Annotated in this window: 24 protein-coding genes; 12 read left to right on the forward strand and 12 right to left on the reverse strand. The window is 72.4% G+C overall.

Annotated elements, in window-relative coordinates:
• Nucleotides 1–25: 25 nt before the first annotated feature.
• Genes ABIQ69_RS11095 through ABIQ69_RS11115 form a run of 5 tightly spaced genes read right to left on the reverse strand, consistent with a single transcriptional unit; the run spans nt 26 to nt 3,434 of the window.
• A complete protein-coding gene (locus ABIQ69_RS11095; protein ID WP_350347176.1) occupies nt 26–610 on the reverse strand; it encodes an N-acetyltransferase family protein in 585 nt (194 codons plus the stop codon).
• 45 nt (nt 611–655) lie between these two features.
• Nucleotides 656–1,351: a uracil-DNA glycosylase gene (locus ABIQ69_RS11100; RefSeq protein WP_350350013.1), complete on the reverse strand. Its 696-nt coding sequence runs from the start codon at nt 1,349–1,351 to the stop codon at nt 656–658.
• A 5-nt stretch (nt 1,352–1,356) separates the two neighbouring features.
• Nucleotides 1,357–1,872 carry a phosphoribosyltransferase gene (locus tag ABIQ69_RS11105; protein WP_350347177.1) on the reverse strand — a complete coding sequence of 172 codons (516 nt, stop codon included), beginning with the start codon at nt 1,870–1,872 and terminating at the stop codon, nt 1,357–1,359.
• 9 nt (nt 1,873–1,881) lie between these two features.
• Complete coding sequence (locus ABIQ69_RS11110; protein ID WP_350347178.1) at nt 1,882–2,649, reverse strand: ion channel; 768 nt, start codon at nt 2,647–2,649, stop codon at nt 1,882–1,884.
• Entirely contained in the window at nt 2,646–3,434 is a 789-nt protein-coding gene (locus ABIQ69_RS11115; protein ID WP_350347179.1) for an SDR family oxidoreductase, read from the reverse strand. Before ABIQ69_RS11115 ends, ABIQ69_RS11110 begins: the two co-directional genes overlap by 4 nt.
• A gap of 43 nt (nt 3,435–3,477) precedes the next feature.
• Here ABIQ69_RS11115 and ABIQ69_RS11120 point away from each other — a divergent pair, with 43 nt between their 5' ends.
• From ABIQ69_RS11120 to ABIQ69_RS11145, 6 genes are all read left to right on the forward strand, one after another.
• Nucleotides 3,478–4,680: an acyltransferase family protein gene (locus tag ABIQ69_RS11120; RefSeq protein WP_350347180.1), complete on the forward strand. Its 1,203-nt coding sequence runs from the start codon at nt 3,478–3,480 to the stop codon at nt 4,678–4,680.
• 100 nt (nt 4,681–4,780) lie between these two features.
• Nucleotides 4,781–6,106 carry a bifunctional o-acetylhomoserine/o-acetylserine sulfhydrylase gene (locus tag ABIQ69_RS11125; RefSeq protein ID WP_350347181.1) on the forward strand — a complete coding sequence of 442 codons (1,326 nt, stop codon included), beginning with the start codon at nt 4,781–4,783 and terminating at the stop codon, nt 6,104–6,106.
• A 167-nt stretch (nt 6,107–6,273) separates the two neighbouring features.
• Nucleotides 6,274–7,479, forward strand: a complete 1,206-nt coding sequence (locus ABIQ69_RS11130) for a homoserine O-acetyltransferase (protein ID WP_350347182.1) — start codon at nt 6,274–6,276, stop codon at nt 7,477–7,479.
• A gap of 120 nt (nt 7,480–7,599) precedes the next feature.
• Entirely contained in the window at nt 7,600–8,757 is a 1,158-nt protein-coding gene (locus tag ABIQ69_RS11135; protein WP_350347183.1) for an ATP-binding protein, read from the forward strand.
• Nucleotides 8,754–10,016: a hypothetical protein gene (locus ABIQ69_RS11140; protein WP_350347184.1), complete on the forward strand. Its 1,263-nt coding sequence runs from the start codon at nt 8,754–8,756 to the stop codon at nt 10,014–10,016. Before ABIQ69_RS11135 ends, ABIQ69_RS11140 begins: the two co-directional genes overlap by 4 nt.
• Nucleotides 10,017–10,664, forward strand: a complete 648-nt coding sequence (locus ABIQ69_RS11145) for a response regulator transcription factor (RefSeq protein ID WP_350347185.1) — start codon at nt 10,017–10,019, stop codon at nt 10,662–10,664.
• Nucleotides 10,665–10,691: 27 nt separating this feature from the next.
• Here ABIQ69_RS11145 and ABIQ69_RS11150 read toward each other — a convergent pair whose 3' ends face one another.
• The 3 genes from ABIQ69_RS11150 to ABIQ69_RS11160 form a co-directional block, all read right to left on the reverse strand.
• Entirely contained in the window at nt 10,692–11,963 is a 1,272-nt protein-coding gene (locus ABIQ69_RS11150) for an MFS transporter (protein WP_350347186.1), read from the reverse strand.
• Nucleotides 11,964–12,060: 97 nt separating this feature from the next.
• Nucleotides 12,061–12,366, reverse strand: a complete 306-nt coding sequence (locus tag ABIQ69_RS11155) for a thiamine-binding protein (RefSeq protein ID WP_350347187.1) — start codon at nt 12,364–12,366, stop codon at nt 12,061–12,063.
• Nucleotides 12,366–13,670 carry a hypothetical protein gene (locus ABIQ69_RS11160; protein WP_350347188.1) on the reverse strand — a complete coding sequence of 435 codons (1,305 nt, stop codon included), beginning with the start codon at nt 13,668–13,670 and terminating at the stop codon, nt 12,366–12,368. The genes ABIQ69_RS11155 and ABIQ69_RS11160 overlap by 1 nt, the downstream gene beginning before the upstream one ends.
• A gap of 103 nt (nt 13,671–13,773) precedes the next feature.
• Between ABIQ69_RS11160 and ABIQ69_RS11165 the strand changes: the two genes are divergently transcribed.
• Genes ABIQ69_RS11165 through ABIQ69_RS11175 form a run of 3 tightly spaced genes read left to right on the forward strand, consistent with a single transcriptional unit; the run spans nt 13,774 to nt 16,231 of the window.
• Nucleotides 13,774–14,616, forward strand: a complete 843-nt coding sequence (locus tag ABIQ69_RS11165) for an ABC transporter substrate-binding protein (protein ID WP_350347189.1) — start codon at nt 13,774–13,776, stop codon at nt 14,614–14,616.
• Nucleotides 14,617–14,642: 26 nt separating this feature from the next.
• A complete protein-coding gene (locus ABIQ69_RS11170; protein WP_350347190.1) occupies nt 14,643–15,500 on the forward strand; it encodes an amino acid ABC transporter permease in 858 nt (285 codons plus the stop codon).
• Complete coding sequence (locus ABIQ69_RS11175) at nt 15,497–16,231, forward strand: amino acid ABC transporter ATP-binding protein (protein WP_350347191.1); 735 nt, start codon at nt 15,497–15,499, stop codon at nt 16,229–16,231. The genes ABIQ69_RS11170 and ABIQ69_RS11175 overlap by 4 nt, the downstream gene beginning before the upstream one ends.
• Before the next feature lie 7 nt (nt 16,232–16,238).
• Here ABIQ69_RS11175 and ABIQ69_RS11180 read toward each other — a convergent pair whose 3' ends face one another.
• A complete protein-coding gene (locus tag ABIQ69_RS11180) occupies nt 16,239–17,087 on the reverse strand; it encodes an ADP/ATP-dependent (S)-NAD(P)H-hydrate dehydratase (RefSeq protein WP_350347192.1) in 849 nt (282 codons plus the stop codon).
• 62 nt (nt 17,088–17,149) lie between these two features.
• Here ABIQ69_RS11180 and ABIQ69_RS11185 point away from each other — a divergent pair, with 62 nt between their 5' ends.
• A complete protein-coding gene (locus tag ABIQ69_RS11185; RefSeq protein ID WP_350347193.1) occupies nt 17,150–17,785 on the forward strand; it encodes an HAD family phosphatase in 636 nt (211 codons plus the stop codon).
• Entirely contained in the window at nt 17,782–18,948 is a 1,167-nt protein-coding gene (locus tag ABIQ69_RS11190; RefSeq protein ID WP_350347194.1) for an NADH:flavin oxidoreductase/NADH oxidase, read from the forward strand. Before ABIQ69_RS11185 ends, ABIQ69_RS11190 begins: the two co-directional genes overlap by 4 nt.
• Before the next feature lie 39 nt (nt 18,949–18,987).
• Here ABIQ69_RS11190 and ABIQ69_RS11195 read toward each other — a convergent pair whose 3' ends face one another.
• The 3 genes from ABIQ69_RS11195 to ABIQ69_RS11205 all read right to left on the reverse strand — a co-directional run bounded on the left by ABIQ69_RS11195 (nt 18,988) and on the right by ABIQ69_RS11205 (nt 22,917).
• The gene (locus tag ABIQ69_RS11195; RefSeq protein ID WP_350347195.1) at nt 18,988–20,025 is read right to left on the reverse strand and encodes a hemolysin family protein; all 1,038 of its coding nucleotides are present in this window, start codon (nt 20,023–20,025) and stop codon (nt 18,988–18,990) included.
• Complete coding sequence (locus tag ABIQ69_RS11200; protein WP_350347196.1) at nt 20,022–21,377, reverse strand: hemolysin family protein; 1,356 nt, start codon at nt 21,375–21,377, stop codon at nt 20,022–20,024. Before ABIQ69_RS11200 ends, ABIQ69_RS11195 begins: the two co-directional genes overlap by 4 nt.
• A gap of 100 nt (nt 21,378–21,477) precedes the next feature.
• The gene (locus ABIQ69_RS11205; protein ID WP_350347197.1) at nt 21,478–22,917 is read right to left on the reverse strand and encodes a GuaB1 family IMP dehydrogenase-related protein; all 1,440 of its coding nucleotides are present in this window, start codon (nt 22,915–22,917) and stop codon (nt 21,478–21,480) included.
• Nucleotides 22,918–23,068: 151 nt separating this feature from the next.
• Here ABIQ69_RS11205 and ABIQ69_RS11210 point away from each other — a divergent pair, with 151 nt between their 5' ends.
• The gene (locus ABIQ69_RS11210; RefSeq protein ID WP_350347198.1) at nt 23,069–26,857 is read left to right on the forward strand and encodes a multifunctional oxoglutarate decarboxylase/oxoglutarate dehydrogenase thiamine pyrophosphate-binding subunit/dihydrolipoyllysine-residue succinyltransferase subunit; all 3,789 of its coding nucleotides are present in this window, start codon (nt 23,069–23,071) and stop codon (nt 26,855–26,857) included.
• The last annotated feature ends 55 nt before the right edge of the window (nt 26,858–26,912 follow it).

A 26,912-nucleotide genomic window follows, 5' to 3' on the forward strand; every position in this document is an offset into this window, starting at 1 on the left:
ATGCCCCGGCCGAGGCATCCGCTCGCTACTCGCCCTTCAGCGACTTCTGCAGCAGCACCGTGCCGAGCCACCGGTCGAACTTGAAGCCGACCTTGCCCATGCGCCCGATCTCGGTGAAGCCGAACTTCTCGTGCAGCGCGAGCGACGCGTCGGCGCCCTGGTCGGCGATCACGGCGATCATCTCCTTCAGCCCGGCCTGCTTCGAGCGGGCGATGAGCTCGGCGAGGAGCACCGTGCCGAGCCCCTTTCCAGAGGCGGCGGGCCCGAGGTAGATGGAGTTCTCGACGGTGTACCGGTAGGCGCGCTTGGGTTTCCAGGGCGCGACGAGGGCGTAGCCGAGCAATTGGCCGCGCGGCGACTCGGCCACGAGGAAGGGCATGCCGAGTTTCTCGAGGTGGGCGAACTTCTGCTTCCACTCGCGGAGGGTCATCGCGTCCTCGTCGAACGTGACGGTGGAGTTCGCGACGTAGTGGTTGTAGATCTCGCGGACCGCGGGCAGGTCGGCGACGCGCGCGTCGCGGATCGTGTACTCGAAGGGCGCCTCGGGCGGCTCGGGCCGCCGAAGGTGCGGCGGCGGCACCCGGTGTGCCTGGTATTCCTCCTCGAGCATGGCGCCACGATACTCCGCGCGTGTGTCGGGCGGATGACGCGCGCGTCAGTGCTCGGCGATCGCCCAGTCGACCGGCTCGGCGCCCTGCTCGGCGAGCAGCGCATTGGCCCGGCTGAACGGCTTCGAGCCGAAGAACCCGCGCGACGCCGACAGCGGGCTGGGGTGCACCGACTCGATCACGGGGGTGTCGCCGAGCATCGGCCGGAGCCCCTGCGCGTCGCGACCCCAGAGGATCGCCACGAGCGGCGTGCCGCGCTCGACCAGCACCCGGATCGCGTGGTCGGTGACCCGCTCCCATCCCTTGCCGCGGTGCGATGCGGGCGTGCCGGGCCGCACGGTGAGCACCCGGTTCAGCAGCATCACGCCGTTGCGGCTCCACGCGCCGAGGTCGCCGTGCTGGGGCGGCTGCACGCCGATGTCGTCGGCGAGCTCGCGGTAGATGTTCGCGAGGCTCCGCGGAATCGGGCGCACGTGCGCCTCCACCGCGAACGACAATCCGATGGGATGTCCCGGCGTCGGGTACGGGTCCTGACCGACGATGAGCACGCGCACCCGGTCGAGCGGCTGCGAGAACGCGCGGAGGACCCGGTCGCCGGCCGGCAGGTAGCCGCGTCCCGCGGCGACCTCGGCGCGCAGGAACTCGCCCATGCGGGCGATGTCGGCGGCCACGGGCGCGAGCGCGGCGGCCCAGCCGGGGTCGATGAGCCCGGCCCCGGCGAGCTCGTCGAGGGTCATGGGCACGGCGGTCACGCGCCCATGGCGACGGGCGGCCGCGCCGACCACGGGAAGACGATCCAGTCCGAGGTCTCGCGGTAGGCGAAGTCGGGCACGAGCACGGTGCGGGGCTTCACGTAGAGGGTGGCACTGCGCACCTCGGCGCCCGCCTCGCCGAGCAGGTCGACGACCTTCGCGAGCGTGCGGCCGGAGTCGGAGACGTCGTCGACGAGGAGCACGCGCTTGCCCGCGACCGCGGGCACGTCGAGCATCGGCGGGTGCAGCACGGGCTCGGGCAGCCGCTCGTCGACGCCCGTGTAGAACTCGACGTTGATCGAGCCGCACTGCTTGGTGCCGAGCGCGTACGCGATGGCGCCGGCCAGCAGCAGCCCGCCCCGCGCGATGGCGATCACGAGGTCGGGTCGGTAGCCGGAGGCGAGGACGTCGCCCGCGAGCGCGCGGGCGGCGTCGCCGAACTCATCCCAGCCGAGGATCTCGCGGCGCACCTCGTCGGTGCCCGTGGCCGCGTCGTTCGCGTCGAAGCTCATGCAGCCAGGCTAACCGCCGCTGCCGCGACCTTCCGACGGGTCCGCGGCGGGCTCGTCCTCGCCGGAGACCGCCTCGGCGGGCAGGCCGGCCGGGTGCACCTCGTGCGGGGCATCCGGCGCGCCGTGGTGCCGGAGGCTGGAGATCCGTTCGTTCAGCAGCGAGATGATCGTCGCCGACGCGGTGCCGACGATCGCGATGCCGCCCGCCATCAGCATCACCGCGTACACGCGGCCTGCAGCGGTGATCGGATACATGTCGCCGTAGCCGACCGTCGCGATGGTGACGATCGCCCACCAGATGGCGTCGCCGAACGTCACGATGGTGGCGCCGTCGGCATCGCGCTCGGCGTTCAACGTCGCGAGGGCGATGAAGTAGACGAACACGATCGCGTACGACGCCGCGTAGATGACGAGGCGGGTCCTGACCGCTGCACCGCTCCGGCGCTGCAGGTACGGGATGTTCCGCAGCAGGGCGAGCACCCGGAACGCCCGAAACACAGGCAGCAGCGCCGAGAGCACGTCGACCGGATGCGTCGCGGCGAACCGCCATCGGTCGCCCCGCGGCGTCAGGGCGATCCGCACGACGACGTCGACGACGAACACGAACCACGAGGCGACCAGCGCGACGGCGGTGCCGGCCCGCCAGACGGGGTCGTCGCCGAGCACCCAGACGGAGTACGCGACGATGAACGCCAGGCCCAGCACGACGAGCGGCACCGTGGTGACGCGCTCCCACGCGTCTCGCCGGGGCGCAGGTCGCAGCGGGCGGGCGCTCACCCGGCTCGCCCGCCCCGCACGGTGAGGGGTCCCTTGGCGACGAGATGCGGCGCGGACTGCGCCACGGGCTTCACGACGATGAGATCGAGGTCGACGTGGCGGGGTTTGCCGATCGCGTCGGCGATGACCGCGGCGACGTCTTCGGCGACGAGCGGCTCGGGCACGCCCTCGTAGACGGCCTCCGCCCGCTCGCGGTCGCCGCCGAAGCGGACCAGCGCGAACTCGTCGGTCTTGACCATGCCGGGTGCGACCTCGATCACGCGGACGGGCTCGCCGTTCAGCTCCAGCCGGAGCACCGCCGTCAGCGCGTGCTCGGCGAACTTCGCGGCGTTGTACCCGCCGCCGCCCACGTAGGCGACATGGCCCGCGATGGAGGTCACCGTCACGATGTCGGCGACGCCGCGCTCCTCCGCGCCCGCGCGGAGCAGTGGCAGCAGGGCGCTCGTGACGCGCTTCGTGCCGAGCACGTTCACGCGGAACATCCACTCCCAGTCGGCGTCGTCCGACGCCTCGACGGAGGCCAGCCCTTTCGCGCCCCCGGCGTTGTTCACCAGCGCGTGGACCGGACCGGTGGCGGCCAGGTGCTCGGCGAGCCGCGCCACGTCGTCGGGCTCGGTCACGTCGGCCCGGAACACGGATGCCCCGGTCTCCTCGGCGAGCGCGCGGAGCCGGTCCTCCCGCCGAGCGACGCCGACGACGTCCCAGCCGGCGGCCCGGAGCGCCCGCACCGTCGCCTCGCCGATGCCCGAACTCGCTCCTGTGACCACCGCGCGCAGACCGTCCATGCGCCCATTCTGCCGTGCGGCGACGGTACGGGAGAATGGGTCGATGCAGACCGCCAGGCCCGCGCCCCACGTGAGGAAGCGCGTCCCCCTCTGGGACAACGCGCGCTGGATCGCCATCACGCTGGTGGTGATCGGGCACGGCATCCTGCCGCTCATCGCCGAGGACGACGCCGCGTACAGCGTCTACCTGTTCATCTACTCTTTCCACGTCGCCGTGTTCGTGACGGTGTCGGGCTACTTCGCCAAGTCGGGGCCGCCGAGCGCGAGGTCGCTGAAGCAGGTCCTCACCGACATCGTCTTCCCGTACGTGATCTTCGAGTCGATCTGGACCGTCGTGCGCTGGGCCCTCGGCGCCGAGTTCGCGCTCGACTACACGACGGCGTCGTGGACCCTGTGGTTCCTCATCGCCCTCGCCGTGTGGCGCATCGCGCTGCCGTATCTGGTGCTGCTGCGCTACCCGTTGCTCATCTCGATCGTCGTCTCGATCCTCGCCGGGTACACCGAGGCGATCGACTCGACGCTCGCGATGACGCGGACGTTCGGGATGTTCCCCTTCTTCGTGTTCGGCTGGAAGCTGCGGCAGTGGCAGCTGACCGGCCGCTGGCTCGCACTGCCGGCGCGCGTGACGTGGCGGTGGCGGGCGGGGGCGATCGCCCTGTTCGCCGCGATGCTCGCCGTCATGCCCGCCGCCATCGAGACCTGGCGCGACCTGAAGCTGCGCCGGTTCATGCTCTACGACGAGGCCTACGAGGCGATCGGCTACGACGAGCCGTGGTCGGGCGCGATCCGCCTCGTGCTGCTCCTGCTGGCGATGCTGCTCGCGGTGGCGTTCCTCATGCTGATGCCGCGCGGCCGGCACTGGTTCACGCCGTTCGGCGCCGCCACGATGTACATCTACCTGCTGCACAGCTTCGTCCTCTACCCGTTCCGGGAGACCGAGATCCTCGCGGGGCCGCAGCCGTTCTGGGTGCTGCCCGCGATGATCGTCTTCTGCATCGGCGTCTCGATCGTCCTGTCGCTGAAGCCTGTGCGGCGCGTGTTCCGCCCGCTGGTGCAGCCGCGGGCGCGCTGGCTGTTCCGCCCCGAGCCGTCGACCGCCACGGGTACCCTGGTCCTCCCGCCGGAGGAGCTGCCGCCCCCGGCGGTGCCGCCGACCGAGCCCTCCGTCGATCCGCGCGCGGAGCCGCCAGCCGACCCGCCGGCCGACTCGCCCGCCGCGCCGCCGCGCGATCCGGAGGAGCGCTGATCCTTACGCCGTGTGTCGGCACCGATTGCCGGTCCGATCGGGGGCTCGTACGGTGGCTCCAAGCCGCGGCCGGACCGCTGGCCGAGCCGAAGGAGACCCCATGACCGAGCCCACCGCCGACTGGCGATTCGAGACGAAGCAGGTCCACTCGGGCGCCGCACCCGACCCGGTGACCAAGGCCCGCGCGACCCCGATCTACCAGACGACGTCGTACGTGTTCGACAACGCCGACCACGCGAAGAACCTGTTCGCGCTCGCCGAGTTCGGCAACATCTACACGCGCATCCAGAACCCGACGCAGGCGGTCGTCGAGGAGCGCATCGCGGCGCTCGAGGGCGGCACGGGCGCGCTGCTGGTCGCCTCGGGTCAGGCGGCGGAGACCTTCGCCGTGCTGAACATCGCTCAGGCGGGCGACCACATCGTCTCGAGCTCCTCGATCTACGGCGGCACGTACAACCTCTTCAAGTACACGCTCGCGAAGCTCGGCATCGAGACCACGTTCGTCGAGAACCAGGACGACGCCGACGAGTGGCGCCGCGCGGTCCGGCCGAACACGAAGCTGTTCTTCGCCGAGACGATCGGCAACCCGAAGATCAACGTCCTCGACATCTCGCTGGTGTCGGGCATCGCCCACGAGGCCGGCATCCCGCTGATCGTCGACAACACGATCGCGACGCCGTACCTGATCCGCCCGTTCGAGCACGGTGCCGACATCGTCGTGCACTCGGCGACGAAGTTCCTCGGAGGGCACGGCACGGTCGTCGGCGGCGTCATCGTCGACGGCGGGCGCTTCGCGTGGTCGGAGCACGTCGAGAAGTTCCCGGGACTCACCGAGCCCGACCCGTCGTACCACGGCGCGAGCTACACGGCCGCCGTCGGCGACGGGCTCGCGTACGTCATCAAGGCCCGGGTGCAGCTGCTGCGCGACCTCGGCGCCGCGATCGCGCCGAACAACGCCTGGCAGCTGATCCAGGGCATCGAGACGCTGTCGCTGCGCATCGAGCGCCACGTGCAGAACGCGCAGGAGATCGCCGAGTGGCTCGACGACCACCCCGACGTCGCGCACGTGAACTACTCGGGGCTGCCCACGAGCCCGTGGTACGCGGCCGCGAACACGTACGCGCCGAAGGGCGTCGGCGCGGTGCTCTCCTTCGAGCTGAAGGGCGGCGTCGACGCGGGCCGCGCCCTCGTCGACAACCTCTCGCTGTTCAGCCACCTGGCGAACATCGGCGACGTCCGCTCGCTCGTGATCCACCCCGCGTCGACGACGCACTCGCAGCTCACGCCCGAGCAGCAGCTGACGACCGGCGTGACCCCCGGCCTCGTCCGCCTCTCGATCGGCATCGAGCACGTCGACGACCTCAAGGCCGACCTGACGGCGGGCCTCGCGGCCGCTCGCGCGGCGACGGAGGCGGCGCGCGTCTAGCACGCGTCGCCCGGCGAACGGATGCCGCGGACCTGTCGGGTCCGCGGCATCCGTCGTCTCACGGCTGCGGCGGCAGGCGCGCCGCGGTGCCGGCGTCGGATGCCGCGGCCGGGTGCCGCAGGCGTAACAATCGAGCGCGTCGCCCGACCGTCGGCGAGAATCGACGCATGGACTGGCAGCGGACGGCGGAGGCGTCTCCGGCCCGCGCGGTCCCGGATCTGCCGCCCGCGATCGCGCCCAACCGCGCACCGGCGACGGGTGCCTGGCGCGAGGGCGACCCGGTCGGCGACCGCCGGTTCGTCTCCGTCGGCGACGTCCCGCTCGAATCGGGCGAAACCTTGCCCGGCGTCCGCATCGCCTACGAGTCGTGGGGTGAGCTCTCCCCCGCCCGCGACAACGCCGTGCTGGTGCTGCACGCCCTGACGGGCGACAGTCACGTGCGGGGGCCCGCGGGGCCGCGGCATCCGACCGGCGGCTGGTGGCCCGGCGTCGTCGGCCCCGGGCTCGCCATCGACACCGATCGCTGGTTCGTGGTCGCCCCCAACGTGCTCGGCGGCTGCCAGGGAACCACCGGTCCCGCGTCGCTCGCCCCCGACCTGGTCGAATGGGGGCCGCGGTTCCCCTTCCTCACCATCCGCGACCAGGTCGCCGCACAGCTGGCGTTCGCCCGCGAGCTCGGCATCGAGCGATTCGCCGCGGTCATCGGTGGCTCGATGGGGGCGATGCACGTGCTCGAGTGGGCGATCACGGCTCCGCAGGCCGTCGAGCGGATCGCGGTGCTCGCCGCACCGGCCGCGACGTCGGCCGACCAGATCGCGCACAACGCGGTGCAGCTCGAGGCCGTCCGCGCCGACGCCGCGTTCCGCGGCGGGGCCTACTACGACGCGCCCGACGGCGACGGTCCGAGCCGCGGACTCGCCCTGGCACGCCGGCTCGCGATGCTGAACTACCGCACGGCGGGAGAGCTCGACGAACGGTTCGCCCGCAGCTGGCAGTCGGGGCTCGACCCGCTGGGCGGCGGCGGGCGCTTCGCCGTCGAGTCCTACCTCGACTTCCACGGCAACCGGTTCACGAGACGATTCGACGCGAACAGCTACCTCGTCCTCACCGAGGCGATGAACTCGCACGACGTCGGCCGCGGCCGCGGCGGCGTCGCGGCGGCGCTCGCGCGCATCGAGGCGGCGAGCCTCGTCCTCGGCATCGACTCCGACCGGTACTTCCCGCTCACCGGCCAGCGCGAGATCGCCGCCCTGATGCCGCACAGCGTGCACGGCCCCGACCCGGTCGTGGTGTCCTCCGAGTACGGCCACGACGCCTTCCTCATTGAGGACGACGCGGTCGGCGAGGCGCTGCGCACGCTGCTCGCGGCGTAACGCGCCGACTCCGAGGGGTGCCCGCCGGACGGCGGCCTCCGTTTGGAGCGGGTCGACGCGGTACGCTCTGACCGGGAGTCGCATGCGAGCACGCCCGACCGACGTGCATCTGGGGGTGTCATGAAGCGGATCCGCAAGGAGCGCGATCGCGTCCTCCGGCGCGTCGCCCGCACCGCCGGTCTCACGGGAACCGCCGCGACACTCGCCTGCCTCGCGGTGCCGGGCACGCTCTCCGGATGGCTCCTCACCTTCGCCCTCCTCGTCGCGGTCGCCGTCGGCCTGCTCGTGCACCTCGCGAACGAGCAGGGCTCACTGCTGCTGTCGGCCGGGGTCGTCGCCGGATCCATCGCCGAGATCGTGCTGATCGGCGCGGGCCCGGGCTCCGATCCGGTCGCGATGGTGGCGATCTCCGCCACGGCGGGCGTCACCGCCGCCTCCACGGCCATCCCGCTCGTCGTGCGGCCGAGAGGCGGGCTGATCGTCGCCGCCCTCGCCGCCGCGGTGCTCCTCACCCTCTGGGTGCTCGCAGCCCTCGGCGGCCTCGCCGCCGCACCGCTGCTCGCGGGCATCGCGGGCTGGGCGTCGAGCGCCGCCCTCGGCCGCTGGCTCGACCGCGCCATCGAGCGCACCGGCGAGCGCATCGCGGAGGTCGGCCGGGCGCACGAGGCCGAGCGCCTCGCCAGCGAGCTCGAGGCGCAGCAGCGCCAGGATGCCCGCGTGCTCCACGACACCGTGCTGGCCACACTCAGCCTGCTCGCGCACTCCGGCGTCGGCGTCGGGCCCGGCGCACTCCGCCAGCAGGCGGGCGACGACGCCAGGCTGCTGCGCCTGCTCCGACTCGGCGCGCCCCTCGACCCCGGCGTCGACGCCCTGTTCTCCCCCGACACCGGCGCCGACGAGCTCGGCACCACCTTCGAGTCCGTCCGTCAGCGGTTCTCCCGCATGGGGCTCGACGTGAACTGGCACGGCGCCGGGCAGCTCGCGCTGCCCCGCGACACCCTCGACGCCCTCCTCGGCGCACTCGGCGAGTGCCTCGAGAACGTCCGCCGCCACGCGGGCGTCAACGAGGCGGATGTCACCGTCACCGACGACGAGCACACCGTTCGAGCCATGGTGTCGGATGCGGGCGCGGGCTTCACGCCCGAGGCGGTCGACCCCGCGCGGCTCGGCTTCGCGGAGTCCGTCGTGGGCCGGCTGCAGGCCGTCGGCGGCCGGGCGCGCGTGTTCTCCTCACCGGGCGCGGGCACCACGGTGATGCTGGAGGTGCCGAAACCGTGAGCGGCGGATTCGACGAGTCGACGGCGACGGCTGGGCGCGAGCGGAGCTTCCGCCGCCCCACCAGATCGGCGAGAGCCGCCGGCGACGTGCACGGCGCCCATGGCGGCATCCGGCTCGCCGCGGGAATCACGGTCGTCGCCGGCATCCTCGTCGCCGCGCATCTCGTGCACGCGGTGACCCTCGCTCCGTACTTCCCGCCGGGGCCCGGGCCTTGGCCGGCGTGGATCGCCCTGGCGGTGGTCGTCGCCGGGGGCGCGGCATCCGTTTCCCTGCTGTCGCGTCGCGTGCCCGACTGGCTGTTCGCGGCGATGCTCGCGGGCCTCGCCGTGCCGGTGTGGCTCGATGTCGCCGCCACCGCCGGCCGGCTCGGCGTGGGCGTCACCCCCACTGCCGCAGCCGCAGCCGCAGCCGCGCTCATGCCCATCGTGGCGCTGCGAGGAACCAACGCCCCCCTCATCGCCGCCGGCGCGATCGGCGCGGTCCTCGCGGTCGAGTCGCTGCTGCAGCTGCCGACCGCCGGCCGGGCGACCGCGCTCGGCCTCGCGGTGGCCGCGGCATCCGTGGTCCCCGTGGTGCTCGTCACGATCGCCGTGCGCGGGTTCCGGCGCCTGGTCCGACGCGAGGTCGACCTCTCGCTCGTGCAGTCGACGGTGTCCACGCCGCGGTCCGCGGTCGGCATGCGGGCCTCAGAGGAGCTCGCGCAGCTCGACTACGACGCGGAGGCCCTCCTCGAAGACGTCGGCGCCGGACGCATCGCGATCCCCCTGCCGCCCGAGACGGCCGAGCTCGCCGGGCAGCTCGCCGCCCGCCTCCGGGTCCGGCTCATCGAGGGGCGCACCGACACGTGGCTGCGCCACGCCGTCGCCGAATCGGCGTACCTCTCGGGCCGCGTCGAGGTCGACGACCCGGGCGGGCTCGCCGGCAAGCTCTCCGCCGGCCAGCGCGAGGGGCTGCTGTTCGCGCTCTGGCTGCTCGTCGCCGAACGTCCGCGGCGCCAGTCGGCGAGCGCCCGGGTGAGCGTGGCCTCCCTCGACGAGGAGTTCGACGACGACGCCGACCTCCGGATCCGGATCGACGTGTCCGGAGTGTCTCCGCGTCATGTCGATCCCGCGGCGTGGGATGCGGTCGGTAGTGTCGGAGCACACCACATCGTCACGAGCGCCGACCGTTTCCGCATCGACGTCTCCTGCCGGACGGACGCCCTGGTCCGCCCTGCATCCTCTGCGCTCGATCGAGGCGCCCGAACGAGGGGAACCTGAATGACCGAAGCCACACCGATCCGGCTCGCGATCGTCGACGATCACCGCATGCTCCTCGGGGCCCTCAGCGAGTGGTTGCGCACGGCGGCACCCGACATCGACGTCGTCGCCGCAGTGCCGTCCTGGTCCGAGCTGCTCGCGCACCCCAGGTTTCCCGTCGACGTCGTGCTGCTCGACCTCGACCTGAAAGACAACATCCCGGTGTCACTGAAGCTCTCGATGCTGAAGTCCGCCGACGTGCAGACCATGCTCATCAGCACCTACTCCGAACCCGCGGTGGTCCGGGAGGCGCTCTCCGCGGGCGCGCTCGGCTACCTGCCGAAGTCGGAGCCCGTCGAGACCATCGTCGAGGCGATCCGCGCGGCGAAGCTCGGGGAGTCGTACCTCACGCCCGAGCTCGAGGCCACACTCGTCGAAGACGGGCAGACGCCGAAGCTGTCGGCCCAGGAGCGCCGGGTCATGGCGCTCTACGGCGCGGGCCAGCCGGTGAAGGCCGTGGCGTTCCAGCTCGGCATCTCGGAGGAGACGGCGAAGAGCTACCTCAAGCGCATCCGCGAGAAGTACCGCGTCGCGGGGTTCGACGTGGGCACGAAGGTGGCGCTCCGGAAGCGCGCCATCGCCGACGGCATCCTGCTGCAGAGCGACTGAGCCCGACCGTCCCGCGCGACGCTCGGTCTACTCGACGACCGGGGTCGCGCCGGTTGCGTACGGCAGGGCGACGCCGCGCCTCCCCTGCGCGCGCTGGAGCCAGAAACTCGCGACGGCGAGCGCCGCTCCGGCGAGCGTGAGCCCGAGTCCGATCCAGACGGGCGCCACGTATCCGAGGCCGCCCGCGATCGCGAGCCCGCCGAGGAGCGCGCCCAGGCTGTTGCCGATGTTCAGCGCGGAGTGATTCAGCGCGGCGGCGATCGACTGGCTGTCGCGGGCGACGTCCATGAGGCGGGCCTGGATGGTCGGCGAGAGTGCTGAGGACGCACCGCCCACGAGGAAGATGCCGGCGAAGAGCCCGACGGGGCTCGACGCGGTGAAGCCGAGCAGCACGAGTGCGGCGGCGAGCACGGCGAAGAACAGGTACATCGAGCGTCGCACGCTCCAGTCGGCGAGGCGGCCGCCAACGAGGTTGCCGACCGTCATGCCGAGGCCGATCGCGATGAGCGCCACGGGGACGAGCGCCGGGGGCAGGCCGGTGACCTCGGTCGCGAGCGGGGCGACGTAGCTGTAGACCGCGAAGAGCCCGCCGAACCCGATCGCGCCGATCGCGAGTGCGAACCACACCTGGGCGCGGGTGAACGCGCGGAGCTCCCGCGCCATGGTGGCGCGGGGGTCGCCCGGCTGCCAGGGCACGACCGCGAGGACGGCGAGGAACGTGAGCGCGAAGATGCCGGCGACGGCGAGGTACGCGATCCGCCAGCCGGCGGCCTGACCGAGCCAGGTGATCGCGGGGACGCCGACGACGTTGGCGATCGTGAGTCCGGAGAGCACGAGCGCGACCCCCCTCGCGCGCTTGCCCGGCCCCATGAGGCTCGCGGCGACGAGCGAGGCGATGCCGAAGTAGGCCCCGTGCGGCAGGGCCGCGACGAACCTGGCCGCGAGGACGAGCTCGAAGCTCGGCAGCAAGGCCGAGGCGACCGTGCCGAGCGTGAACGCGGTGAGCAGGACGAGGAGCAGGCGCTTGCGCGGCCACCTGGCGGCTGCCGCGGCGATGGTCGGCGCTCCGACCACGACGCCCGCCGCGTAGGCGGAGATGATCCAGCCGGCCCGCGCGTTCGCATCCTCCGGCGATTGGGCGTAGAGCGCGGGCATCAGGTCGGCAGCGATGTCGGGCAGCAGTCCCATGGCGACGAACTCGGTCGAGCCGATGCCGAAGCCGCCCAGGGCGAGGGCGAGAAGCGCGAGGCGGATGCGGGCGGGCGACCAGCTCGCCGGCCCGTCGGCGATGAGGGTCACCCGTCGATCCTGCCATGGATCGAATCGATTCGAGAACGGATGCCCCGGCGACGGGCTCGTTGGCGAGCGCGGTCGCTCCCGTCGCGGAGCGCGGGCCTTATTCCGCGTCGAGCGCCCGCTCGAGTCGCTCGACCTTCGCGTCGAGCTCGCCGGTGTACCCGGGGCGGATGTCGGCCTTTAGCACGAGCGAGACCCGCGAGCCGTACGCGGCGACCGCCTCGGTCGCCCGGCGCACCACGTCGAACACCTCGTCCCACTCGCCCTCGAGCTCGGTGAACATCGACGTCGTGCGGTTCGGCAGGCCCGACTCGCGCACGACGCGCACCGCCGCGGCGACCGCGTCGTGCACCGACCCGTCTTCCCGCCCGGTGCCGCTCGGCGCGACCGAAAACGCGACCAGCATCATCCCTCCTCGGCGCGGGCCGAGGCCGCGGCCGGGTGACCGCCGGCCGGTGCGGCCCGCAGGCTCCCAGCCTGCCACAGCGAGCGGATGCCCCACCCGGCGAGCAGCACGAGGGCGACGACCTTCGCCGTCAGCAGGAGCACGAAGCCCGGGTTCGCCACGAGGAGCCAGCCGTACCAGTACGGGTAGATCAGCTGGGTGAAACCGGCGACGAGCCAGGCGAGCACGGCGGGCACGACGTACCGGCGCGGTCTCGTCGCGAGGCCGAGGATGAGCGGCGCGGCAAGCCACGTGGCGAACTGCGGCGAGCCGACTTTGTTCGCGAGCATGAGGACGACGACGAGGCTGAGCGCGAGCGGCGCGAGGATCCGTCCGACGCTCGCGCCCCGCCGGACGGCGCGGACGCCGACGAGGACGACGGCGATCGCGGCGACGGCCATGACCGGCGTCGTGAGCGAGGCGGCGAGCTCCACACCGGCTCCGCTGATCTGGTAGGTGAGGATGCGCCGGTCGTAGCCGACCTGCACGTCCTCGGCGCCGGCGACGATCTGCCAGAGCCAGAACACGCCGACCGGCGCCTCCACCTGCAGCCCCCGCCCCGCCTGCTGACCGACGAACCCGAAGACGTTCAGGCCCGACCCGGCGAGCAGGCACACGGCGACGATGCCGACGCTCAGGGCGACCGCGACGGTGACGACCTCGCGGCGACGGCGGTGCGCGACCACGACGGCCGCGACGAGCGCTGCCGGCCAGACCTTGACCCAGGCGCCGATCGTGAGCAGGGCCGCTGCGACGCGCGGCCGGCCGAACGCCCAGAGCAGCCCCGCGATGGCGAGCGGCACCGTGACCGCGTCGATGCGGCCGAGCGCAATCGGGCCGAGGAGGGCGAGGAACGCCAGCCACCACCAGGCGGCGAGCCGGCGGGTCCGGGCGAGGCGTCGCGGCCCGAGCAGGATCGCGAAGGCCGCCGCGTCGAGCAGCGTCACGAGCGCGAGCCAGGTCTCGGGGTACCAGTCAGCGCCGAAGGCGAGCGAGGCGGCCATCGGGGCGAATGCGAGGATCGGGTAGACCCACGGCGCGTCGATGCCCATCCGGAGGTAGCCGCGTTCGGCGGCCTGCGCCCAGTTGAGGTAGACCGACTCGACGTCCCCGAGCGGCCAGCCGGGGCCGCCGAGGTTCAGCGCGATGAGGAGCGCGTGCACGAGCGCGAAGGCGGTCCAGAGCGCGGCACGGCTGCCGGCGAACCTCCGGAGCGGGCTGCGGCCGGGCTCGGCGGATGCCCCGCTGCCGCCCCCTGTCGTCATGGCGACGAGCCTAACGCGCGTGTCACATTCCGCCATGCTGGGGCGGTCGGGGACCTCACGGGTGGGATGCTGGGCACACCGCACCCACCGTCCGGAGGCCATGATGACCCGTCGCCCGCTCGCCGCCCTCGCCCTCGCCGCCGTCGCCGCGCTCGGCCTCGCAGGCTGCGCCGCCGGAGGCGGCACGGATGCCGCGCCCTCCGCAGGAGGCGGCGGTGACTACGTCACCGAGGGCAAGCTCACGATCGGCACCGGCGAGCCGGCGTACTACCCGTGGGTCATCGACGACGCCCCCGAGTCGGGCGAGGGCTTCGAGCCGGCCGTGGCCTACGCCGTCGCCGAGCAGCTGGGCTTCGCGGAGGACGATGTCGTCTGGGTTCGCACGACGTTCGACCAGGCGATCGCGCCCGGCCCGAAGGACTTCGACCTGAACCTCCAGCAGTTCTCGATCACGCCCGAGCGCGAGGAGGCCGTCGACTTCTCCTCGCCGTACTACGAGACGACGCAGGTCGTCATCACGGTCGAGGGCTCCCCGGCCGCCGATGCGTCCTCGCTGGCCGACCTCAAGCCGCTGCTCGTGGGCGCGCAGACCGGTACGACGAGCCTCGCCGCCATCGAGGACGTCATCCAGCCCGACGCCGGGGCGCAGGTGTTCAACACCAACGACGACGCGAAGTTCGCGCTGCAGAACGGCCAGGTCGACGCGATCGTCGTCGACCTCCCGACCGCGTTCTACCTGACGGGCGTCGAGCTCGACGGCGGCATCATCGTCGGCCAGGTCCCGGGCACCGAGGGCGCGGACCGGTTCGGGTTCGTGCTCGCGAAGGACTCCCCGCTCACGGCCGACGTCTCGGCCGCCGTGGATGCGCTGCGGGAGGACGGCACGCTCGCCGAGCTCGCCGACCGGTGGCTGGGCGGCGACGACACGGCGCCCGTGCTCCAGTAGCGCGCGGCACCCGGTACCGTTCCCCTGTGACCACCGTCCGCGACCGGCAGCCGAGCGACCTCGAGCTCGAACGCCGCGCGTTCCGTCGGCGGCGCACGACCCGGTCGGTGCTCGTCAGCGCGCTCAGCACGCTGGTCTTCGCCGTGCTGCTCGTGTGGGCGGTCGGCGGCTCGCCCGGCTGGGCGAAGGTGCAGCAGTCGTTCTTCGACCCCGAGGTCGCGCTCGCCTCGTTCCCGCGGATCCTCGAAGGGCTGTGGCTGAACCTGCAGGTGCTCGTGTTCGCAGTGATCGGCGTCGCCGTGCTCGGGCTGCTGCTTGCGACGCTCCGGACGCTCCGCGGCCCGGTGTTCTTCCCGCTGCGTGCACTCGCGGCGGGCTACACCGACCTGTTCCGCGGCATCCCGCTCATCATCGTGCTCTACCTCGTCGGCTACGGCGTGCCCGGCCTCGAGTTCTTCGCGCGCATGCCCGCCGCGTTCTGGGGGGCGATCGCGATCATCCTCGTGTACTCGGCGTACGTCTCCGAGGTGTTCCGCGCCGGCATCGAGGCAGTGCATCCCTCGCAGCGGCTTGCGGCGCGGGCGCTCGGGCTGACGCACGGCCAGACCATGCGCCGGGTGGTGCTCCCCCAGGCGCTTCGGAACGTCACGCCCGCCCTGATGAACGATTTCGTGGCGATGCAGAAGGACGTCGGCCTCATCTCGGTGCTCGGCGCCGTGGACGCGGTCCGGGCGGCCCAGATCGAGACGGCGCACTACTTCAACTTCACGCCGTACGTGGTGGCCGGCTTGCTGTTCGTGCTGCTCGCCTGGCCGACGATCCGGCTCACCGACTGGGTGTCCGCGCGCATGCGCGCCCGCGAACGCGCGGGGAGCATCGTATGAGCGGCGCGCTGCTCGAGCTCCGCGGCATCCGCAGGGCGTACGGCGAGCACGAGGTGCTGCGGGGCGTCGATCTCGACGTCGGCGCGCACGAAGTCGTGGCGCTCATCGGGGCCTCCGGTTCCGGCAAATCGACGCTGCTGCGAACCGTGAACCTCCTGGAGCCGATCGACGACGGCATCATCCGCCTCGGCGGCGAGGACATCAGCGACCCGCGGGTCGATCCCGATCGCGTCCGGTCGCGGATCGGCGCGGTCTTCCAGGCGTACAACCTCTTCCCCCACCTCTCGGTGCTCGAGAACGTCACCCTCGCGGCACGTCTCGTGCACCGGATGCCCCGTCAGCAGGCCGAGGCGGAGGCGCACCGATTGCTCGCCTCGATCGGGCTCGACGGGCTCGCGGGCGCCTACCCCGACCGCCTTTCGGGCGGCCAGCAGCAGCGGGTGGCCATCGTCCGGGCCGTCCTCACCGGTCCCGAGCTGCTGCTGCTCGACGAGGTCACGAGCGCGCTCGACCCCGAGCTCGTCGGCGAGGTGCTGGCCCTCGTCCGATCGCTCGCCGAGCAGGGCACGACCATCCTCATGGCCACGCACGAGATGGCGTTCGCGCGGGAGGTCGCCGACCGGGTCGTCTTCCTCGACGGCGGCTCGATCGTGGAGGAAGGCCCGGCGCAGGAGGTCCTCACCGACCCGCGCGAGCCCAGGACCCGCGAGTTCCTCGCCCGGTTCCTCTAGCGCGGGCTCAGCCGAGCAGGGCGCCCACCACCCGGGGCACGGCCTCGGCCACGTCGAGCGCGGTCACGGGCCCGCCGCCCGCGGCGGCGCTTGCGAGCCTGGCCGCCTCGCCGTGCACGTACGCGGCCGTCGCCGCGAGGCGGGTGAGGGCCGCGGCATCCGTCGCCAGCCGCTCGTGATGCGTGGCCGCGAGCGCGCCCAGGATGCCGCCGAGCACGTCGCCGGTGCCGGCGGTCGCGAGCCAGTGCGTCGGCGCCGCCACCGCGATGCGCGTGCCCTCGGGGTCGCACACGTAGGTGGTGGCGCCCTTCAGCAGCACGGCCGTGCCGGTCTCGTGCGCGGCGCGCTCCGCCCAGGCGCCCGGGTCGGCGCGGATCTCCTCGACGCTGGTGTCGACCTCGCGCGTCGCCAGCAGGCGCGCGAGCTCGCCGGCGTGCGGGGTGATCACGGTCGGGCCGGTGTGCGTGCCGACGAGGTCGAGGCCGCCGGCGTCGAGGACGACCGGCAGCCCGGAGGCGAGCGCGTGCTGCAGGTCGCCCGAGAGCATGAAGGAACGGCGCGACGGGTCGAGGCCCGAGCCGAGCAGCCACGCCTGCACGCGGCCCGGCTGGGTGACGGTCTCGGGTCGCCGGAGCAGCACGGCTTCGCGCACGGGCCGCGGCCCCGAGTAGCGCACCATGCCGACGCCCGCCCGGTGCGCGGCCTCGACGCCGAGCACCGCGGCGCCGGGATACTCGATCGAGCCCGTGACGACACCGAGCACACCTCGCCGGTACTTGTCGTCGTCGGCGGCCGGCCGCCGGATCCATGACGCGGCCTCGGCCGCCGTCCACTGCCCCCATGACGCCTGGTCCATGCACCAACGATAGGCCCGGCCGCCGCCCGGCGGCCGGCGTCGCCCGCAGTAGGTTGGAATGGATGACTCCGACACCGCCCTCCCCCATCAGCCTCGCGCCGCGCGTCGTCGTCTTCGACTACGGCGAGGTGATCTCCCGTTCGCCGAGCGAGGCCGACCGTGCCCTGCTCGTGGCCCGCGCCGGCGTGCCGGCCGAGGCGTTCTGGCCGGCGTACTGGGCGCATCGCGAGGCGCTCGATCAGGGCACGGCCTCGATCGCGGCGTACTGGCGACGGGTCGGCGCCGATGTCGGCGCCGCGTGGACCGAGCTCGACATCCACGAGCTGTGGGCGATCGACCACCGCGGCTGGCTGAGCGTCGACCCGGGCACGCTCGCCGTGCTGCACGCGCTCCGCGACGGCGGCACCCGGCTGGCGCTGCTCTCCAACGCGGGCGCCGACTTCTCCGGCTGGCTGCGCTCGGGCTCGTTCGCGCCATTGTTCGAGCGCGTGTTCGTGAGCGGCGAGCTCGGCCTCGTGAAGCCCGACGCCGCGATCTACGAGCGCGTCATCGACGAGCTCGGCATCGCGCCGGGCGAGTTCGTCTTCATCGACAACAAGGCCGAGAACGTCGAGGGCGCGATCGCCGTCGGCGGTGCGGGGCATGTCTTCACCGACGCCGCCGCGCTCGAGGCCTGGCTGCGGGAGCTCGAGTCATGAGCGCGCCCTCGACGGCGGCAGGGGCCGCGCCGGCATCCGCAGCCGACGCCGCGTCCGGTCCGGAGGACACGCCGGCGCTGTTCCGGCCCATCACCATCCGCGGTCTCGAGATCCGCAACCGCATCTGGGTGCCGCCCCTCTGCCAGTACTCCGTCACCCGGCGCGACGGCGTCCCCCACGACTGGCACCTGGTGCACCTCGGCTCGATGGCGGCCGGCGGCGCCGGACTCGTGCTGGCGGAAGCGACTGCCGTCTCGCCGGAGGGCCGCATCTCCGACCACGACACCGGCCTGTGGAACGACGAGCAGGCCGAGGCCTGGGCCCGCATCACACGGTTCATCCGCTCGCAGGGCGCCGCGTCCGGCATCCAGCTCGCCCACGCGGGCCGAAAGGCGTCGGTCTGGCCCGAGCACCTCCGCCGGCCGGGGTCGCAGCCGCTCGACGAGGGCGGCTGGACCACGGTCTCGGCCTCCGCCGTCGCGTTCGACGGGCTCCGGGAACCCGTCGCGCTCGATGAGGCCGACATCCTGCAGGTGATCGCCGACTTCCGCGCCGCCGCGCGGCGCGCCGTCGACGCGGGCTTCGACGTCGTCGAGGTGCACGCGGCGCACGGCTACCTCGTGCACCAGTTCCTGTCGCCGCTGTCGAACCGTCGCGACGACCGCTGGGGCGGCCCGCTCGAGCACCGCGCGCGGCTGCTCCTCGAGATCGTGCGCACCGTGCGTGCCGAGATCGGCGACCGGATGCCGCTCTTCGTGCGCTTCTCCGCGACCGACTGGGTCGAAGGCGGCTGGGACGAGGCGCAGACCTCGACCGTTGCGCGCTGGGCCGAGGAGGCCGGCGCCGACTTCTTCGACATCTCCACCGGTGGGCTCGTACGCGACGCCGGCATCCCGGTCGGGCCGGGCTACCAGGCGCCGTTCGCGGAGTACGTGGGCCGGCACGCCGGCGTGGAGGTGTCGGCCGTCGGCCGCATCACGACGGCCGAACAGGCCGAACAGCTCGTCGCGTCCGGCGCGGCCGACGCCGTCATGCTCGGCAAGGCGCAGATGCGCGACCCGCACTTCGCGATGCGTGCCGCCCACGAGCTCGGTGCCGGCACGTCGATGTGGCCCGTGCAGTACCTGCGCGCCCGACCGGAGGTCAACGGCGGCGACTGGTGACGACGGCGGCGCCCAGCGGAGGGGCGCCGCCATCGCGCATCATCCCCGCCTGGTCGCGTCCTGCACCTCTCCGACGAGCTCCTCGATGATGTCCTCGAGGAAGATCACGCCGGTGGTCGCCCCGTCTTCGTCGAAGGCCCGGGCGACGTGGGTGCCGAGCCGGCGCATCGTCGCGAGCGCGTCCTCGAGGTCGGTGCCGTCGAAGATCGACACGAGCCGGCGCACGCGCTTCGCGGGCAGCGGGTCATCGAACTCGTCGTCGTCGAGGTCGATGACGTCCTTCAGGTGCACGTAGCCCTCGGGATCGCCGTCGGCGCCGACGAGCACGTACCGCGAGAACCCGTGCCGGGCGACCGCGCGCTCGACGTCCGCGGGCGTGGCGCCGGGCGGCAGGCTCACGAGCTCCGCCATCGGCACCGCGACGTCGCGCACGCGCTTCGTGGTGAACTCGAACGCCGCGGTCAGGGTTCCGCTCGCATCGTCGAGCACGCCCTCGCGGCGCGACTGGTCGACGATGGTCTGCACCTCTTCGAGCGTGAAGGTCGAGGACGCCTCCGACTTCGGCTCGACCCGGAAGAGCCGCAGCACGCCGTTCGCGGTGGCGTTCAGGGCGACGATCGCGAACCGGAACACGCGGGCGATCCACACGAGCGGCGGCGCGAGCAACAGCACCGCCTTGTCGGGCAGCGAGAACGAGAGGTTCTTCGGCACCATCTCGCCGAAGACGACATGCAGGTACGAGACGAGCACGAGCGTGATGACGAACGCGATCGTGCCGATGACCTCCTCGGGCCAGCCGGTGAGGTGCAGCGGAATCTCGAGCAGGTGGTGGATCGCCGGCTCCGACACGTTCAGGATCAGCAGCGAGCAGATCGTGATGCCGAGCTGACTCATCGCGAGCATCAGCGTCGCGTGCTCCATCGCCCAGAGCGCGGTCTTCGCACGTCGGCTGCCGCGCTCGGCCAGGGGCTCGATCTGCGAGCGCCGCGCGGAGATGACCGCGAACTCGGCGCCGACGAAGAAGGCGTTGCCCGCGAGGAGCACCACGAGCCAGACGAGGCCCATCCAGTCGCTCATCGCTCGTCCTCCCGTCGGCTCGGGACGTCGGCGATCTCGGCCTCGTCCGCCGCCTCGGGCAACGGATCGGGGATGAATCTCAGCCGGTCGATCCGTCGTCCGTCGAGGCGCTGCACCACGAGGCGGCCGCCGTCGATCGCCACCTCGTCGCCCACCGCCGCGAGGCGGCCGAGCGCGCTGGTGACGAATCCGGCGACGGTCTCGTAGTCGCCGTCCTCCGGCACCCGGATCGCGGTGCGATCGAGCAGCTCGTCCGGGCGGAGGATGCCGGGGAAGCTGACCTGGTCGCCGCGGCGGACGATGCCGGCGCGCGTGCGGTCGTGCTCATCGGCGACCTCGCCCACGAGCTCCTCCACGAGGTCCTCCAGCGTGGCGACGCCGGCGGTCCCGCCGTACTCGTCGACGACGACGGCCATCTGGAACCCGCGGCCGCGCAGCTCGCCGAGCAGGGTGTCGAGCGTCATGGTCTCCGGCACCCGGAGCACCTCCGACTGCAGCGCGGACGCGGGCACGTCGGGGCGGCGCTCGCGCGGCACGGCGACGGCCTGCTTCACGTGGACGACGCCGACGACGTCGTCGAGGTTCTCGTCGTAGACGGGGAACCTGGAGTAGCCCGTCTGCCGGGCCAGCTCGAGGACGGCCTCGGCCGACTCGGCGCGCTGCACGGCCGCGAGCCGCGGCCGCGGCGTCATGACGTCGGACGCGTCGTGGTCGGCGAAGCGCAGCGTCCGCCCGAGGAGCGTCGCCGTGTCCTGCTCGAGCAGGCCGGCGCTCGCCGAGCGGCGCACGAGCGAGGACAGTTCCTCCGCCGACCGGGCGCCGGACAGCTCCTCCTTCGGCTCGATGCCGAAGGAGCGCAGGATGCCGTTCGCGCTGCCGTTGAGCAGGGAGATGGCGGGCCGGAACACCCAGGTGAACCCGGCCTGGAACGGCATCACGAGCTTCGCGGTCTGCCGCGGCAGGGCGAGCGCGAAGTTCTTCGGCACGAGCTCGCCGATCACCATCGAGAGCAGCGTCGCCACGATCATGGCCGTCGTGGCCCCGACCGGCCGGACGAGCGCCTCGGGCAGCCCGATCGCGCCGAGCGGTCCGGCGAGGAGCGACGAGATGGCGGGCTCCATCGTGTAGCCCGTGAGCAGCGTCGTCAGCGTGATGCCGAGCTGGGCGCTCGACAGGTGCGTCGACGTGATCTTCAACGCGGCGATGGTCATGCCGAGCCGGGTCTCGCCCTTGGCGCGGCGCGACTCGAGGTCGGCGCGGTCGAGATTGACGAGCGAGAACTCGCTCGCGACGAACAAGCCCGTGCCGATCGTGAGCAGGAGGCCGATGCCGAGCAGGATCCACTCAGACACGCGCACCTCCCCGATCGGTCACGGGCGGGGGTCTATGGCCGGGTGCGGTCGCAGAGGGAGGATCGTCCATGGTCGACCCAGTATATCGAGGGGCTCCCGCTCACCAGCTGACCGGCAGCGCCTTGCCCTCCTCGTAGCCGGCGGCCGACTGGATGCCCACGAGGGCGCGTTCGTGGAACTCGGCGAGCGTGGTCGCCCCGGCGTAAGTCGCCGAACTGCGCACGCCGGAGGTGATCATGTCGAGCAGGTCCTCGACGGACGGGCGCTGGGCGTCGAGGTAGATCGACGACGACGAGATCCCCTCGGCGAAGAGCTCGCGGCGGGCCAGCTCGTACGGGGACAACCGGTCGAAGCGCTCGCGCACCGCCTTGGTCGACGCCATGCCCCAGCTCTCCTTGTAGAGCCGGCCGGATGCGTCGCGCCGGAGGGCGCCCGGCGCCTCGATCGTGCCGGCGAACCACGAGCCGATCATCACCGCCGAGGCGCCCGCGGCGAGCGCGAGGGCGACGTCGCGCGGGTAGCGCACGCCGCCGTCGGCCCACACGTGGGCGCCGAGCTCGCGCGCGGCCTCCGCGGTCTCCAGCACGGCGGAGAACTGCGGGCGTCCGACCGCGGTCATCATGCGGGTCGTGCACATGGCGCCCGGGCCCACGCCGACCTTCAGGATGTCGGCGCCGGCCTCCACGAGGTCGGCGACGCCAGCCGCGGTCACGATGTTGCCCGCGACGATCGGCAGCCCGAGCCCGAGGTCGCGGACGATGCGGATCGCCCGGAGCATCCCTTCCTGGTGGCCGTGCGCGGTGTCGACGACGAGCAGGTCGACGCCCGCTTCGGCGAGTGCCCGCGCCTTGCCTGCGACGTCGCCGTTGATGCCGACGGCCGCCGCCACCCTCAGCCGGCCCGAAGCGTCGAGGTTCGGCCGGTAGATGGTGCCGCGCAGCGCGCTGCGTCGGCTGAGGGCGCCCACGACTCGCCCGTGCCTGAGGACGGGGGCGTACTCGAGCCCGGCGTCGACCATGAGGTCGAAGGCGCGACGCGGGTCGGAGACGTCCTCGGCGTCGAGCGACGGGAGTCCGCCGTGCACGAGATCGCCGAGCCGGGCGTCGGGCAGCGCGCTCGCGAGACGCTCGGCGGCGATGCATCCGGCGAACGTCCCGTCGTCGTCCTGGAGGACGATGCCCTGCCCGGCGACCGGGGGCAGCACCTCGAGGGCGTCGGCGGCGGTCGCGTCGGGCGAGAACGAGACGGGGGTGTCGAAGACCGGAGACTGCGCCTTGACCCAGCGGATGGCGGCGTCGAGGTCTTGCAAGTGCAGGTCCTGCGGGAGGACGCCGATGCCGCCGCGGCGGGCGAGCGACGCGGCGAGCCGCGGGCCGGTGACGGAGTTCATGTTCGCCGAGACGATCGGCACGGTCGCACCCGATCCGTCTGCCGTCTCGAGCGACACGTCGAGCCGGCTGGTCACGCCCGACCGGCTCGGCACGAGGAACACGTCGGAGTACGTCAGGTCGTGGCTCGGCGTCGTCCGGTAGAACTCCATGCGTCCCACGCTACCCGGGCGCGGGGTGCCCCGGCCCGAGGCGCAGGGGTTTAGGCTTGTGTGGGCGATCGGACGCGCCCCTGCTCCCCTGCACGCGCGACCGCCGCCTGCGTAGGCATCCAGCGTCAATGGAGAGAGTGGGCGAGAGGCTGTGTCGAGCCAACTGACCGGGTCGGGTTCTGAAGAGAAGACGGCGGCGGAGTTCGGAGCCAACGAATGGCTCGTGGACGAGATGTACGAGAAGTACCTCGCCGACCCTTCATCGGTCGACAAGACCTGGTGGCCGGTGCTCGAGCAGTACCGGCAGTCGAAGGCCGAGCAGGCCACCGCCCCGCAGCAGCCGGCGGGAGGCGAGACGCCGCAGGCCGCGCAGCAGGCCGCGGCGCCCGACCAGGCGGCCGCCGCCCAGCAGCCCGCCGCAGCGCAGCCGCCCGCCGCGCAGCCGGCCGCCGAGCCCGGCGACGCCTCGCCCATCACGGCGCCCTCCCCCGTCCTCGGTCAGGCGCCGGAGGCGCGCACCACCTCGGTCGCTCCCCGCACCGCCCCGGTCCCCGCCGACGTCCCGGTCACGAGCCCCCAGCCGGTGGTCGCCGCCGAGCCCGAGGAAGACGAGGTCGTGCCGTTGAAGGGCATGCCCAAGACCCTCGCGGCGAACATGGATGCCTCGCTCACGGTGCCCACCGCCACGAGCGTGCGCACCGTGCCGGCGAAGCTCATGATCGACAACCGCATCGTGATCAACAACCACCTCCGTCGCACGCGCGGCGGCAAGGTGAGCTTCACGCACCTCATCGGCTGGGCGATCATCCAGGCGCTGAAGGAGTTCCCGAGCCAGAACGTCTTCTACTCCGAGGTCGACGGCAAGCCGAGCCTCGTGAAGCCGGCGCACATCGGACTCGGCATCGCGATCGACCTGCCGAAGCCCGACGGCTCGCGCGCCCTCCTCGTGCCGGCGATCAAGCGCGCCGAGACCATGACGTTCAACGAGTACCTCGCCGCCTACGAGGACCTCGTCGGACGCGCCCGCCAGAACAAGCTCAAGGCCGACGACTTCTCAGGCGCCACGATCTCGCTGACCAACCCGGGCGGCATCGGCACGGTCCACTCCGTGCCGCGCCTCATGAAGGGCCAGGGCTGCATCATCGGCGCCGGCGCCCTCGAGTACCCGGCCGAGTTCCAGGGCGCGAGCGAGAAGACGCTCGCGAACCTCGCGATCGGCAAGACCATCACGCTGACCTCGACCTACGACCACCGGGTCATCCAGGGCGCCGGCTCCGGCGAGTTCCTGAAGAAGGTGCACGAGCTGCTCATCGGGCAGCGCAACTTCTACGAGGACATCTTCGCCGCGCTCCGCCTCCCGTACGAGCCCATCCGCTGGGCGCCCGACATCTCGGTCGACATCGCCAGCGCGATCGACAAGACCGCCCGGGTGCAGGAGCTCATCAACGCGTTCCGGGTGCGCGGCCATCTCATGGCCGACACCGACCCGCTCGAGTACGTGCAGCGCTCGCACCCCGACCTCGACATCGCGAGCCACGGCCTGACGTTCTGGGACCTCGACCGCGAGTTCGTGACGGGCGGCTTCGGCGACACGCGCACGGCACTGCTGCGCGACATCCTCGGCATCCTCCGCGACTCGTACTGCCGCACCATCGGCATCGAGTACATGCACATCCAAGACCCCGTGCAGCGCAAGTGGATCCAGGACCAGGTCGAGCGCAAGTACGAGAAGCCGACCCACGACGAGCAGATGCGCATCCTCCGCAAGCTCAACGAGGCCGAGGCGTTCGAGACCTTCCTGCAGACCAAGTACGTCGGCCAGAAGCGCTTCAGCCTCGAGGGCGGCGAGTCGGTCATCGCTCTGCTCGACGAGATCCTGCAAGGCGCCGCGAAGGAGGGCCTCGACGAGGTGGCCATCGGCATGGCGCACCGCGGCCGGCTCAACGTGCTGACGAACATCGCCGGCAAGACGTACGGCCAGGTCTTCCGCGAATTCGAGGGCACGGCGTCCGGCCACGGATCGGGCGACGTGAAGTACCACCTCGGCACCGAGGGCACCTTCACGGCCGACGACGGGCACCAGATCCCCGTGTCGCTCGCGGCCAACCCGTCGCACCTCGAGGCCGTCGACGGCGTGCTCGAGGGCATCGTCCGCGCCAAGCAGGACCGCAAGCCCATCGGCACGTTCTCGACGCTGCCGATCCTCATCCACGGCGACGCGGCGATGGCGGGCCAGGGCGTCGTGGTCGAGACGATGCAGATGTCTCAGCTGCGGGGGTACCGCACGGGCGGCACCATCCACGTGAACATCAACAACCAGGTCGGCTTCACGACGGTGCCGGGCGACGCGCGCTCGTCGATCTACTCGACGGATGTCGCGAAGACGATCCAGGCGCCGATCTTCCACGTGAACGGCGACGACCCGGAGGCCGTCGTCCGCGTCGCGGAACTCGCGTTCCGCTACCGCCAGGAGTTCAAGCGCGACGTCGTCATCGACCTGGTCTGCTACCGCCGTCGCGGACACAACGAGGGCGACGACCCCTCGATGACGCAGCCGCTGATGTACAACCTCATCGAGGCCAAGCGGTCGGTGCGCAAGCTCTACACCGAGGCCCTCGTCGGTCGCGGCGACATCACCGAGGAGGAGTACGAGGAGGCGCACCGCGACTTCCAGGACCGCCTCGAGCGGGCCTTCGCCGAGACGCACGCCGCCCAGACGGGCGCGATCCCGGTCGTCGGTGCGACCGGGGAGCTGTCGACCGAGCAGCCGGCCGCCGGCGAGCTCGAGACCACGGGTGTCTCGCTCGAGGTCGTGCACGCCATCGGCGACGCGTTCGACAACAAGCCGGCGGGCTTCACGGTGCACCCGAAGATCCAGCAGCTGCTCACCAAGCGCGTCGACATGAGCCGCAACGGCAAGATCGACTGGGGCTTCGGCGAGCTGCTCGCCCTCGGCTCGCTCCTCATCGAGGGCACGCCGGTGCGCTTCGCCGGGCAGGACGCCCGCCGCGGCACGTTCGTGCAGCGCCACGCGGTGCTCCACGACCGGGTGAACGGGCAGGAGTGGCTGCCGCTGCAGAACCTGTCGGAGAACCAGGCCCGGTTCTGGATCTACGACTCGCTGCTCAGCGAGTACGCGGCGATGGGCTTCGAGTACGGCTACTCGGTCGAGCGCGCCGACGCCCTCGTGGCGTGGGAGGCGCAGTTCGGCGACTTCGCCAACGGCGCGCAGACGATCATCGACGAATTCATCTCCTCGGCCGAGCAGAAGTGGGGTCAGCGCTCGAGCGTCGTCCTCCTGCTGCCCCACGGCTACGAGGGCCAGGGCCCCGACCACTCGAGCGCGCGCATCGAGCGGTACCTGCAGCTGTGCGCCGAGAACAACATGACCGTCGCGCGGCCCTCGACGCCGGCGTCGTACTTCCACCTACTGCGCCGGCAGGCGTACGCGCGTCCGCGCCGCCCGCTCGTGGTGTTCACGCCGAAGGCGATGCTGCGGCTGCGCGGGGCGACGAGCGAGGTGGCCGACTTCACCAGCGGCCGGTTCGAGCCCGTGCTCGACGACGCCCGCATCACCGACAAGGCCGCGGTCAAGCGCGTCGTCTTCCTCTCGGGCAAGCTGTACTACGACCTCCTCGCGGAGCTCGAGAAGCACCCGAACCCCGAGATCGCGCTGGTCCGTCTCGAGCAGCTCTACCCGCTGCCCGCCGGCGAGCTGAAGGCGATCGCCGATTCCTACCCGAACGCCGAGCTGGTCTGGGCGCAGGACGAGCCCGAGAACCAGGGCGCCTGGCCGTACTTCGTCATCGAGACGAACAAGCTCGGCCCGCGCGAGGTGCGCGTCGTGTCGCGCGCCGCCGCGGCGTCGCCCGCGACCGGCTCGGCGAAGCGGCACGCCGCCGAGCAGCAGGAGATCGTGCGGACCGCACTCACCCTGTAGTCCGCAGACCACGACACGAGAGCGGATGCCCCGGCCCGGGGCATCCGCTCTCGTC

Origin of the sequence: Agromyces sp. G08B096 (assembly GCF_040267705.1) — a bacterium.
Taxonomy (GTDB): Bacteria; Actinomycetota; Actinomycetes; order Actinomycetales; family Microbacteriaceae; genus Agromyces.